The 11,873-nt window shown below is 72.8% G+C and carries 10 protein-coding genes; 8 read left to right on the plus strand and 2 right to left on the minus strand.

Features of this window, described 5'->3' with window-relative positions; translation table 11 throughout:
- Positions 1-4: 4 nt before the first annotated feature.
- Together AB0F68_RS03155 and AB0F68_RS03160 are read right to left on the minus strand one after the other, a co-directional pair.
- Entirely contained in the window at positions 5-211 is a 207-nt protein-coding gene (locus AB0F68_RS03155; protein ID WP_357332567.1) for a hypothetical protein, read from the minus strand.
- Between the two features lie 132 nt (positions 212-343).
- On the minus strand, positions 344-2,761 hold the full coding sequence (locus AB0F68_RS03160; protein WP_357332883.1) for a DEAD/DEAH box helicase: 2,418 nt from the start codon (positions 2,759-2,761) through the stop codon (positions 344-346).
- A 182-nt stretch (positions 2,762-2,943) separates the two neighbouring features.
- Between AB0F68_RS03160 and AB0F68_RS03165 the strand changes: the two genes are divergently transcribed.
- From AB0F68_RS03165 to AB0F68_RS03200, 8 genes are all read left to right on the plus strand, one after another.
- Positions 2,944-3,300 carry an STAS domain-containing protein gene (locus AB0F68_RS03165; protein WP_089011584.1) on the plus strand — a complete coding sequence of 119 codons (357 nt, stop codon included), beginning with the start codon at positions 2,944-2,946 and terminating at the stop codon, positions 3,298-3,300.
- Positions 3,300-3,737, plus strand: a complete 438-nt coding sequence (locus AB0F68_RS03170) for an ATP-binding protein (RefSeq protein WP_357332570.1) — start codon at positions 3,300-3,302, stop codon at positions 3,735-3,737. Before AB0F68_RS03165 ends, AB0F68_RS03170 begins: the two co-directional genes overlap by 1 nt.
- A 314-nt stretch (positions 3,738-4,051) precedes the next feature.
- Positions 4,052-6,400: a sodium-translocating pyrophosphatase gene (locus AB0F68_RS03175; protein WP_357332572.1), complete on the plus strand. Its 2,349-nt coding sequence runs from the start codon at positions 4,052-4,054 to the stop codon at positions 6,398-6,400.
- A gap of 120 nt (positions 6,401-6,520) precedes the next feature.
- The gene (locus AB0F68_RS03180; RefSeq protein WP_357332574.1) at positions 6,521-7,060 is read left to right on the plus strand and encodes a hypothetical protein; all 540 of its coding nucleotides are present in this window, start codon (positions 6,521-6,523) and stop codon (positions 7,058-7,060) included.
- On the plus strand, positions 7,051-7,662 hold the full coding sequence (locus AB0F68_RS03185; RefSeq protein ID WP_357332576.1) for a hypothetical protein: 612 nt from the start codon (positions 7,051-7,053) through the stop codon (positions 7,660-7,662). The genes AB0F68_RS03180 and AB0F68_RS03185 overlap by 10 nt, the downstream gene beginning before the upstream one ends.
- A 303-nt stretch (positions 7,663-7,965) precedes the next feature.
- Positions 7,966-10,791 (plus strand): type I DNA topoisomerase, encoded by a 2,826-nt coding sequence (topA, locus tag AB0F68_RS03190; protein ID WP_357332578.1) that lies wholly within the window; start codon positions 7,966-7,968, stop codon positions 10,789-10,791.
- A 119-nt stretch (positions 10,792-10,910) separates the two neighbouring features.
- A complete protein-coding gene (locus tag AB0F68_RS03195) occupies positions 10,911-11,453 on the plus strand; it encodes a hypothetical protein (protein WP_357332580.1) in 543 nt (180 codons plus the stop codon).
- The gene (locus AB0F68_RS03200; RefSeq protein WP_357332582.1) at positions 11,443-11,865 is read left to right on the plus strand and encodes a DUF559 domain-containing protein; all 423 of its coding nucleotides are present in this window, start codon (positions 11,443-11,445) and stop codon (positions 11,863-11,865) included. The genes AB0F68_RS03195 and AB0F68_RS03200 overlap by 11 nt, the downstream gene beginning before the upstream one ends.
- The last annotated feature ends 8 nt before the right edge of the window (positions 11,866-11,873 follow it).

Here is an 11,873-nt window from a genome sequence, read left to right on the forward strand (position 1 = left end):
GCGGTCAGCGCCCGCCATCGACGGTCGCCTTCATGGCCCAGGCGTTGAGCACCTGATGGATGCCGCGCAGGCGTTCGTTGATCTGCTCCAGGCGCTCCGCTTGGGCCAGGCTGGCCAGCGCGGTGCCCAGCGCGATCTGCTGGTCAGGGGTGAGGTTCTCCTGTTCGATCGTGTAGAGCAGGTCGACGGTCTCGGCGATCGTGTCGGCCACGGCTGTACCTCCCGGCGCGAAGAATCTCGGGTCACCTCGGGGCTTCCATCACACCGATGGAAGCGCTCCCATGTATCAATGCCCGGTCGTCGCCCCAGTCATGCACCCGTCCCAGACTTCGACGGCCGCCGGTCAGTCGCCTCCGGCACCGGCCCGCTCGGCAGCCCGCTCTTCCTGCCGCGGCAGCACCGCCCCGCGCCCGCCCTCGACCTCCGCCAGGTTGGCCAGGACCACGTCGAGGACCTTGATCGCGTCCGGCTTGGAGAGCGGGTTGTTGCCGTTGCCGCACTTCGGGGACTGGACGCAGGACGGGCAGCCCGACTCGCACCCGCACTCGGCGATCGCGTCCCGGGTGGCGCGCAGCCAGGCGGCCGCCGTCCCGTACGCCCGCTCGGCGAAGCCCGCCCCACCCGGGTGGCCGTCGTAGACGAAGACGGTGGGCGCCTCGGTGTCCGGGTGCAGGGCGGTGGAGAGGCCGCCGATGTCCCACCGGTCGCAGGTCGCCATCAGCGGCAGCAGGCCGATCGCGGCGTGCTCGGCGGCGTGCAGCGCGCCCGGGATGTCGGCGGCCTCGACGCCGGCAAGAGCCAGCGATTCCGGCGACAGGGTGAACCAGACCGCCACGGTACGCAGTTCCCGCGCCGGCAGGTCCAGCGGCCGGGTGTCGATCACCTCGCCGGTGGCGATCCGCCGCCGCTGGTACGACACCACCTGGCTGGTCACGTCGACCTCGCCGAGGAAGAGCCCGACCGGCCCGGCGTCCACGTAGGAGCGGACGGACACCACGGACAGCGAGGTGACGTCCCGGGCGTGGGTGGACCAGTCCGGCTCCTCGGCGTGCACCAGCGCGCACCCGTCGGCCAGGTCGAGCGAGTCGACCACGTACGAGACGCCCTGGTGCAGATAGACCGCGCCGGCGTGGAGCAGGAAGTGCGAGGAGCCGCCGTCGACGGTGCCGAGCAGTCGGCCGGTGGACTCCTCCACCACGCAGACCGGCGCCCCGCCCTCGCCGCGCAGGTCGACCTCGGGACGCTCCCGGTGCCGCCAGTACCAGCCGGTGGGCCGCTGCCGCAGCGCGCCCGCCTCGACCAGAGAGTCGACCGCTTCCTTCGCGCCCTCGCCGAAGAGTTCCAGGTCGGCCGGGGTGAGCGGGGCCTCGTGCGCGGCGCAGGCGAGCTGCGGCGCGAGCACGTACGGGTTGGCCGGGTCGAGCACGGTCGCCTCGACGGGCCGCCCGAACAGCGCCTCCGGGTGGTGCACCAGATAGGTGTCGAGCGGGTCGTCCCGGGCCACCAGCACCGCGAGGGCCTCGTCGCCGGAGCGGCCGGCCCGGCCGGCCTGCTGCCACAGCGACGCCCGGGTGCCCGGCCAGCCGCAGATCAGCACGGCGTCCAGCCCGACCAGGTCGACGCCGAGTTCCAGGGCGTTGGTGGAGGCGAGCCCGAGCAGGTCGCCGGTGAGCAGTGCGCGTTCCAGCTCGCGGCGCTCCTCGCGCAGGTAGCCGGCCCGGTAGGCGGCCACTCGGTCGCCGAGCCCGGGCACCGCCTCGTCGAGCGCCCGCCGGGCGTTCGCGGCGACCACCTCGGCGCCGCGCCGGGACCGGACGAAGGCGAGGGTGCGTACCCCCTCGATCACGCTGTCGGTGAGCAGGTCGGCGGTCTCCCGCAGCGCCGAGCGGCGGACGGTCACCAGGTCGGCCACCTCCTCGTCAGCGGAAGCGGAGGGCAGCAGCGGCGGCTCCCAGAGCGCGAAGGTCACCCCGCCGCGCGGCGAGGTGTCCTCGGTGACAGCCGCGACGGGCAGGCCGGTGAGCCGTCCGGCCGCCGTCGCCGGGTCGCCCGACGTGGCCGAGGCCAGCACGAAGGCCGGGGTACGCCCGTAGCGGGCGCACTGCCGGCGCAGCCGCCGCAGCACGTGCGCCACGTGGGAGCCGAACACGCCCCGGTAGGTGTGGCACTCGTCGACCACCACGTACGCGAGCCGGCGCAGGAACCCGGACCAGTGCGCGTGCCCGGGCAGGATGCCGTGGTGCAGCATGTCGGGGTTGGTCAGCACGAACCGGGAGTGCCGGCGGATCCACTCCCGCTCGGTGCGCGGGGTGTCGCCGTCGTAGGTGGCGGGGCGTACCCCCTCCAGCTCCAGGCCGGCGACGGCGCGGAGTTGGTCGGCGGCGAGCGCCTTGGTCGGGGCCAGGTAGAGCACCGTGGCGCGCGGGTCGGCGAGCAGGGCGCCCAGCGCCGGCAGCTGGTACGCCAGCGACTTGCCGGACGCCGTGCCGGTGGCCACCACCACGTGCTTCCCCGCGTACGCCAGCTCGGCGGCCTCGGCCTGGTGCCGCCACGGGGCGACCACGCCGCGCCGGGCGAACGCCGCCCGCAGCTCGTCGGGGGCCCAGTCCGGCCACGGCGCCGGCTCACCGGCCCGGGCCGGCACCCGCTCGACGTGGGTGACCGGGTCGGCGGCGTGCCGCAGGCGCAGCCGACGGAGCAGCTCACCCGGCGATCGGTCCGGGCCGCTGCCCGCCGGTACGGTGGCGGCCGACGGCTTCAGGTCGTGGCGCGGCGACGGACGCGCGGAGCTGAAGCTGTCGAAGGTCACGTCCTGCACTCTCGCACTGGTGTTCGGAATTGGAAACCGGGGGTGGGGGTATGGGGGAGGCTTCGCCGATGACCCGGAGAGGGTCACGCGCGGGGATGGTTAGATGCCCAGGAGAGCTTACCGAGGAGGGACCGATGGAGCTGTCGCTGGCGACCCGCACCGTGGGGGAGCACACGGTGCTCGAGGTCGGCGGTGAGGTGGACGTCTACACCGCGCCGCGCCTGCGGGAACGGCTCCTGGAGCTGATCGACGGTGGTGCTCGCCGGGTCGTGGTCGACCTGGGCCGGGTGGACTTCCTCGACTCGACCGGCCTCGGCGTGCTGGTCGGCGCGCTCAAGCGGCTCCGCTCGGCCGGCGGTTCCTTCGCGCTGGTCTGCGACAAGGAGCCGCTGCTCAAGATCTTCCGGATCACCGCCCTGGACCAGGTCTTCCCGTTGCATCCCACGGTCGACGCGGCGATCAGCGCCGACCCGACCGGCGCCGGCGCGTGATGGCGACCGTCAAGCTCTCCTTCTCGCCGGCCCCGGTGCACGTCCGCACCGCACGCCTGGTCGGGGTCGCGGTGGCCCGTCGGGCCGGGGTGCGCGAGGATCTGCTCGACGAGGTGCGCCTGGCCATCGGTGAGGCGTGCACCCGGGCGGTCGCGCTGCACCGGCAGTACGGGCTCCCCGACCCGGTGTACGTGGAGATGTCCGACAGCGGGGCGTACACGGTGCGGGTGGTGGACCGCGCCCCGATCGAGGCGAGCATCGGCCTGGCCGCGCTGCCGCCGGACGAGCTGGCCAAGGAGTCGCTCAGCGAGGACGCGCTGACCACCGGGGTGGGCTTCGCCCTGCTCGCCGGCTTCGTCGAGGACCTCCAGGTCCGCCCGGTCGACGAGGGTGTCGGCACCGAGGTCCGGATGGTCTGGCCGGCCGGTCGCGCCTGACCCTGTCCTTCCGCAGGCCGCGTTCCCCTCGGGGAGCGCGGCCTCGTCGTACTTTCCGGGCCTTATATCAGATTTCTTCACATAGCACAGTTACGAAGATCATCGAGACCGGGTGCCCCCTCCCTGTGACCCTCAACACGTCGGAGGGCTACAGTACGCGGGTTGTCAGCAAGTGTCCCGTCCCGCAGCCAGCGGGAATGGGTGTTCATCGCTGGTCCGCGGGGTGGGTCGGCGCGCGCTTGCGAGTCCGCATCCAGGCGTCGGTCCGTGCGTCTCCACTGGCCGGCGCGAGTGTTCGGTACAGGAGGACATAGATGTCCGGGACCTTGGCCGCCGACGGCGGCGCACTGTCCCTTACCGGAGCCAACGTGACGTACGTCGTCATCGCCGCGGTCATCGCGCTGGTGGCGCTCGTCTTCGCGGCCGCCCTCACCAGGGCGGTCCTGGCGGCCGGTACGGGAACCACCAACATGCAGGAGATCTCCGGGGCGGTGCAGGAGGGCGCGTCCGCGTACCTGCTGCGGCAGTTCCGCACCCTGGCGATCTTCGTGGTGATCGCCGTCGTGCTGCTGTTCCTGCTGCCGGTGCACGACACCGACGGCAGCGAGACCCTCGTGAAGATCGGCCGGTCGGCGTTCTTCGTGGTGGGCGCGCTGTTCAGCGCGTTCATCGGCGGCGCCGGTATGTGGCTGGCCACCCGCGCCAATCTGCGGGTCGCCGCGGCCGCCCGGGAGCGGGAAGGCGGGCGCGAGGGCGCCATGAAGATCGCCTTCCGCACCGGTGGCGTGGTCGGCTTCCTCACCGTCGGCCTCGGCCTGTTCGGTGCGGCGCTGGTCGTCATCCTGTTCAGGGGTGACGCCCCGACCGTGCTGGAGGGCTTCGGCTTCGGCGCCGCGCTGCTCGCCATGTTCATGCGGGTCGGCGGCGGCATCTTCACCAAGGCCGCCGACGTCGGCGCCGACCTGGTCGGCAAGGTCGAGCAGGGCATCCCGGAGGACGACCCGCGCAACGCCGCCACCATCGCCGACAACGTCGGCGACAACGTCGGTGACTGCGCCGGCATGGCCGCCGACCTCTTCGAGTCGTACGCGGTCACCCTGGTCGCCGCGCTGATCCTGGGCCGTGCCGCGTTCGGTGAGGACGGCCTGGTCTTCCCGCTGATCATCTCCACCATCGGCGTGCTGGTCGCGATCGTCGGCGTCTTCATCACCCGGCTGCGCACCAGCGACCGCAGCGGCCTGACCGCCATCAACCGGGCTTTCTACCTCTCCGCGGTGATCTCCGCGGTGCTGGTGGCGATCGCGGCGTTCGCCTACCTGCCGGCGACCTTCGGCGAGCTGGAGGGCGGGCTGACCGACGTCGACCGCAACCCGCGCCTGGTGGCCATCGGCGCGGTGGTCATCGGCATCGTGCTGGCCGCCGCGATCCAGGCGCTCACCGGCTACTTCACCGAGACCAACCGGCGCCCGGTGCAGGACATCGGCAAGAGCTCGCAGACCGGTGCGGCCACCGTCATCCTCGCCGGCATCAGCGTCGGCCTGGAGTCGGCGGTCTACTCGGCGCTGCTGATCGGCGCCGGCGTCTTCGGCGCGTTCCTGCTCGGTGGCAGCTCCATCACCCTGTCGCTGTTCGCGGTGGCGCTGGCCGGCACCGGCCTGCTCACCACCGTCGGCGTCATCGTCGCGATGGACACCTTCGGCCCGATCTCCGACAACGCCCAGGGCGTGGCCGAGATGTCCGGCGACATCGACGAGCACGGCGCGCGGACGCTGACCGAGCTGGACGCCGTCGGCAACACCACCAAGGCGATCACCAAGGGCATCGCGATCGCCACCGCGGTGCTCGCCGCGACCGCGCTGTTCGGCTCGTACACCGACACGCTGCGCTCCTCGTACGAGGACGCGGGCGTGGGCGACGCCGGCGCCGAGATCCTCAACTCGCTGAACGTGGCCAACCCGCGCAACCTGGTCGGCCTCATCATCGGCGCGGCGGTGGTCTTCCTCTTCTCCGGCCTGGCCATCAACGCGGTGTCCCGCTCGGCCGGCGCTGTGGTCATGGAGGTCCGCCGGCAGTTCCGCGAGCTGCCCGGCATCATGGACCGCACCCAGCGCCCCGAGTACGGCAAGGTCGTCGACATCTGCACCCGGGACGCGCAGCGCGAGCTGATGACCCCCGGCCTGCTGGCCATCCTGGCCCCGATCGCGGTCGGCTTCGGCCTCGGCCCGGGCGCGCTGGCCGCGTACCTGGCCGGTGCGATCGGCGCGGGCACCCTGATGGCGGTCTTCCTGGCCAACTCCGGTGGCGCCTGGGACAACGCCAAGAAGCTGGTGGAGGACGGCGCGTACGGCGGCAAGGGCTCCGAGGCGCACGCCGCGACCGTCATCGGCGACACCGTCGGCGACCCGTTCAAGGACACCGCCGGCCCGGCGATCAACCCGCTGATCAAGGTGATGAACCTGGTCTCGCTGCTGATCGCCCCGGCCGTGGTGGCCTGGAGCGTGGGCGACGACAAGAACCCCGCGCTGCGCATCGCGATCGCCGTGGTGTCCGCGCTGATCATCGTGGCGGCGGTGGTGTTCAGCAAGCGCAAGGGCATCGCGATGGACGACTCCGACAGCGGTGCCGGCACTCCGGACCAGCGTGTGGAGACGGTCAACGCCTGACCCCGGGCGACGCGGCGGTTCCCGGTCGGCCCCGGCCGGCCGGGAACCGTGCGCTCCGGCGGTCCCGTGCACGAAACCTGACCGGTGGCACTTCCACCGGGAGGTCGTACGCTGCTTCGCATGCGTACGCGCCGGGCGGCAACCGCCGGAAAGCTCACGGTGGTCCTGGCCACGCTAGCCCTCGTCGTCGCCGGCTGCGGCGGCCCCAGCCCGCAGGCCTGGGCCGCGTCGGTCTGCCAGGCGCTCAGCCCCTGGCGCGCCGAGATCAACAAGCTGACCAGCAGCACCCAGCAGCAGATGACCGCGCAGACCACTCCGGCGCAGGCCAAGGAGAACCTGGTCCGGCTCTTCGCCGGGGCCGAGGAGGCCAGCGAGACCGCCCGGCGCAAGGTCGAGGAGGCGGGTGTGCCGGAGACCGACCACGGCGCGGAGATCTCCGCCGGGTTCCGCGCCTCGCTCAGCAAGGTGCGGGACGCGTACGGGCGGGCCCGGGACACCATCGACGGGCTGGACATCGCCCAGGCCGGCCCCTTCTACGACGGGGTGCGGGCCGCCGTGGACACGCTCAACAAGGAGTACGACGCGAGCGCGCTGGACACCAGCAGGCTCAACTCACCCGAGCTCAAAGAGGCCTTCGACGAGGTCCCGGAGTGTCGCTGACCCCTCCCTCCCAGAACCCGGCCCGCCAGCCCTCGCTGTTCTCCACCGAGGCGGCCGATCCGTCGCTGGCGGATCTCGCCGGCCTGCTCGCCGGGCCGGGTGAGGTGGTCCGGATGGGCGGGACGGCCCGGATCTCCGTGGTGGTGGACGCCGCCTGGCGGGTGCACGTGCTGGTGGCCGAGCTGGGCGCCCGGGGGATCCCGGCGGGCTGGGAGCCGACGGAGGACGGGCAGCACCTGGTGCGCACCGCGTACGCCACCACGCTGGCCCCGCTGGGCCTGGCCTGGCTGCGCGGCACGGTGAAGCGGCCCCCGGCGCGGTTCCACCTCAACGGGCGGCGGCTGCGGCTCTGGCTCGCCGCCGCCGGGGCGGCCGACCCGACCGGGTTCCAGCTCCGGCTCGGCCCGGTCGACGAGGAGTGCTGGCGGCCGGTGCGCGCCGCGCTGGCCGCGGTGGGGCTCCCGGCCGCGTTCGTAGAGGCGGACGAGGGCGGGCCGGCGTACCGGATCACCGGTCGACGGCGGGTGGCCCGGCTGGCGGAGCTGGTGGGGGACCGGCCGCGGGCCGTGCCGGCGGCCGAGTGGCCGGGGACGCACGGCTGATCCTCCGGCGCAAGCCCACCGGCTGTCCGATCCCGGACACACCGTGCGGAGGTTTGCCCAGGAAAACGACGGGTGTCCCCTCCGCCACGGGTGCGTGATCGTCACAGTGACCCGCTGGGCGCCCTACCCACGGTGTACGGTGGCGCCGTCCGGCGGGGTGCCGGCGGATGGTCGACGGAACCTGATCATTTGCCGCCCACGAAACCCGGAACGCGGACGGCGCGTTACGTTGGACATCCGGACCGCCGGTGGTGCGACACGGCCCGAAGCGGGCATTGCGTAGGAGTGAGGTCGGAGAGAGACGTGCCGAGCAACGCTGGAACCACCCGTCTGGTCATCGTCGAGTCACCGGCGAAGGCCAAGACGATCTCGGGCTATCTCGGCCCGGGGTACGTCGTGGAGGCCAGCTTCGGCCACGTCCGGGACCTGCCCCGCAACGCCGCCGAGATCCCGGCCGGCTACGAGGACAAGCCCTGGGCCCGGCTCGGCGTGGACGTGGACAACGGCTTCGCCGCGCTCTACGTGGTCTCCGCCGACCGGAAGAAGCAGATCACCAAGCTGAAGTCGCTGGCCAAGGAGGTGGACGAGATCTTCCTCGCCACCGACGAGGACCGCGAGGGCGAGGCCATCGCCTGGCACCTGGTGGAGACGCTGAAGCCCAAGGTGCCGGTCAAGCGGATGGTCTTCCACGAGATCACCAAGCCGGCCATCCAGGCCGCGGTGGCCAACCCCCGGGAGATCGACCGGGACCTGGTCGACGCCCAGGAGGCCCGCCGCATCCTCGACCGGCTCTACGGCTACGAGGTCTCCCCGGTGCTCTGGCGCAAGGTCCGCAGCGGCCTCTCCGCCGGCCGGGTGCAGTCCGTGGCGACCCGGATCGTGGTCGAGCGGGAGCGGCAGCGGATGGCGTTCCGCACCGCCGAGTACTGGGACATCCTGGCCACCCTGGCGGTGGCGAACCCCGGCGAGGGGCCGCGCACCTTCAACGCCACCCTGATCGCGCTGGGCGGCGACCGGATCGCCACCGGCAAGGACTTCGAGCCGACCACCGGTCGGGTCAAGCCCGGCGCCGGGGTGGTCCACCTCGACGAGAGCGGCGCCCGGGGGCTGGCCGCGCGACTGGAGGGGCGGCCGTTCACGGTCACCCGGGTCGAGGAGAAGCCCTACCGCCGCCGCCCGTACGCGCCGTTCATCACCTCGACCCTGCAGCAGGAGGCGGCCCGCAAGCTGCGGCTCTCGTCCCAGCAGACGATGCGCACCGCGCAGCGGCTCTACGAGAACGGCTACATCACCTACATGCGTACCGACTCGGTGAACCTGTCGGAGACCGCCATCGCGGCGGCCCGCCGGCAGATCGCCGAGCTCTACGGCGAGCGCAGCGTGCCGCCGGAGCCGCGCCGCTACACCGGCAAGGTGAAGAACGCGCAGGAGGCGCACGAGGCGATCCGCCCGGCGGGGGACAACTTCCGCACCCCGGGCGAGGTGGCCAAGGAGCTGTCCGCCGAGGAGTTCAAGCTCTACGAGCTGATCTGGCGGCGCACCATCGCCTCGCAGATGACCGACGCGGTCGGCTCCAGCGTCTCGGTGCGCATCCGGGCGATCTCCTCCGCCGGCGAGGAGGTCGACTTCGGCGCGAGCGGCAAGACCATCACCGACCCCGGCTTCCTGCGCGCCTACGTCGAGTCCAGCGACGACGAGAACGCCGAGGCCGAGGACGCCGAGCGGCGGCTGCCCACCCTGACCAAGGACCAGCCGCTGACCGCCGACGAGCTGGCCGCCCAGGGCCACCACACCCAGCCGCCCGCCCGCTACACCGAGGCGTCGCTGGTCAAGGCCCTGGAAGAGCTGGGCATCGGCCGCCCGTCGACGTACGCGTCGATCATGCAGACCATCCAGGACCGCGGGTACGTCTTCAAGCGCGGCCAGGCGATGATCCCGTCGTTCCTGGCGTTCGCGGTGATCGGGCTGCTGGAGCGGCACTACCCGCGCCTCATCGACTACGACTTCACCGCCAGCATGGAGAACGAGCTGGACGAGATCGCCGGCGGTGACCACGCCGCGGTCGACTTCCTCACCTCGTTCTACTTCGGCAGCGCCAACGGCACCGGCGACCAGGCCATCGCCCACGCGGGCGGGCTGAAGAAGCTGGTCACCGAGAACCTCAGCGACATCGACGCCCGCAGCGTCAACTCGATCCCGCTCTTCACCGAGGACGACGGGCGCGAGGTCGTCGTCCGGGTCGGCCGCTACGGGCCGTACCTCCAGCGGGCGCTGCCGGGTGAGCAGCCCGCGCCCGCCGCGGAGGGCGAGGAGGGCGGCGGCCAGGGCGACCGGGCGCCGATCCCCGAGGGGCTGGCCCCCGACGAGCTGACCCCGGAGAAGGTGCACGAGCTGTTCCTCGGCGGCGGGGGCGAGCGCAAGCTCGGCGACGACCCGGCCACCGGCGAGCCGATCCTGCTCAAGTCCGGCCGGTTCGGCCCGTACGTGGCCAGCGGCGAGCGGAAGTCCTCGCTGCTGCGCTCGCAGTCGCCGGACAGCCTCACCTTCGACCAGGCGCTGCAGCTGCTCAGCCTGCCCCGGCTGATCGGCACCGACCCCGAGGGCAACGAGGTCGTCGCCAACAATGGCCGCTACGGCCCGTACGTCAAGCGCGGTGACGAGTTCCGCTCGCTGGACTCGGAAGACAAGATGTTCACCGTCACGCTGGACGAGGCGCTCGCCCTGCTGGCCGCCCCGAAGACCCGGCAGCGCCGGGCCGCCGCGCCGCCGCTGCGGGAGATGGGCAACGACCCGGCGACCGAGAAGCCGCTGGTCATCAAGGACGGGCGGTTCGGGCCGTACGTCACGGACGGGGAGACCAACGCCTCGCTGCGGCGCGGGCAGACCCCGGAGGCGCTGACCCTCGAGGAGGCCTCCGAGATGCTCGCCGAGAAGCGGGCGAAGGGTCCGGCGCCGAAGAAGAAGGCGGCGAAGAAGGCCGCCCCGGCCAAGAAGACGACGGCGGCCAAGAAGACCGCCGCCGCCAAGTCCACGGTCGCCAAGAAGACCACGACAGCAAAGACCACCACGGCGAAGAAGACCCCCGCCAAGAAGGCGGCCCCGAAGAAGGCCACCACCTCTCCGGAGTAACTCGCTCCTCTTCGAGATCTTGGAAGGAAAGGGCCCTCATGGGGGCCACTTCCTTCCAAGATCTTTTTCTCTGTCCACAGGGGCGGCGGGAGAGAGGCACGCCGGGGCAGGGTCGGTGGGTGGGGACTTCCTGGGCGGAGTTGCGGCGGGCGCTGCCGGGTGACGACGCGGACGAGCTGACCTGGCTGCTCTTTCGGCAGGACGACGTGCTCTCCTTGGCGCAGGCGCGGCAGCACCTGACCCGCAAGGCGATCCGGCACCGGGTGGCGACCGGTCGCTGGCACCAGGTGCACCGTGCCGTGCTCGTCGCACACAACGGCCCGGTCGCTCCAGCCCAGCTCCGCTGGATCGCCGTGCTGGCCGCCGGTCCCACCGCGCTGCTCGGCGGGCTCACCGCCGCCCAGGCGGGCGGCCTGCGCGGGTTCCCCGACCGGGTCGTGCACCTGCTGCTATCGGCGGCCCGTCGTCGTTCCCCGCTGCCGAGCGGTGTTCGGGCGCACCGGACCAGCCACCTACCCGACCGGGACGTGCTGCCGCAGGGGCAGCCACCCCGGGACGGCAGCCGCCCGGTCGATCATCGACGCGGCCCAGTGGGCTCCCACCGACGGGCAGGCCCGGGCCGTTGTGGCGGCGGCCTTCCAGCAGCGGTTGGTGGGCGGTGACGATCTGCAGGAGGTCGTCGACCGGATGCCACGCCTCCGCCGGCGCCGGCTGATCCTGGGCACCGCCGCGGACGCCGCCGGTGGCGCCCACTCGCTGGCCGAGCTGGACCTTCTGAGCCTGGTCCGCCGGGCCGGGCTCCCCGAACCGACCCGGCAGAAGGTCCGGCGGGACGCGGCCGGGCGGCGCCGCTACCTGGACGCGTACTTCGAGGAGTGGCGGGTGCACGTCGAGGTCGACGGCGGCCAGCACCTCGACCCGGCCCACGCCTGGGCCGACATGCGCCGGCAGAACGACCTGTGGGTGGAGGGCGACCGCGTCCTCCGGTTCCCCTCGTGGGCCCTGCGCGCAGACCCCGACACAGTCGTCGCCCAACTCCGCGCCGCCCTCCAGGCCGCCGGCTGGCGCGGCTGACGGCTCGC

This window comes from Micromonospora sp. NPDC023966, from assembly GCF_040639095.1.
Classification (GTDB): domain Bacteria; phylum Actinomycetota; class Actinomycetes; order Mycobacteriales; family Micromonosporaceae; genus Micromonospora.

Excerpts from the sequence above, each read along its gene's own strand:
- AB0F68_RS03165 (WP_089011584.1), top strand. The coding sequence starts at position 2,944 with ATGGAGCTGTCGCTGGCGACCCGCACCGTGGGGGAGCACACGGTGCTC.
- AB0F68_RS03170 (WP_357332570.1), top strand. The coding sequence starts at position 3,300 with ATGGCGACCGTCAAGCTCTCCTTCTCGCCGGCCCCGGTGCACGTCCGC.
- AB0F68_RS03175 (WP_357332572.1), top strand. The coding sequence starts at position 4,052 with ATGTCCGGGACCTTGGCCGCCGACGGCGGCGCACTGTCCCTTACCGGA.
- AB0F68_RS03180 (WP_357332574.1), top strand. The coding sequence starts at position 6,521 with ATGCGTACGCGCCGGGCGGCAACCGCCGGAAAGCTCACGGTGGTCCTG.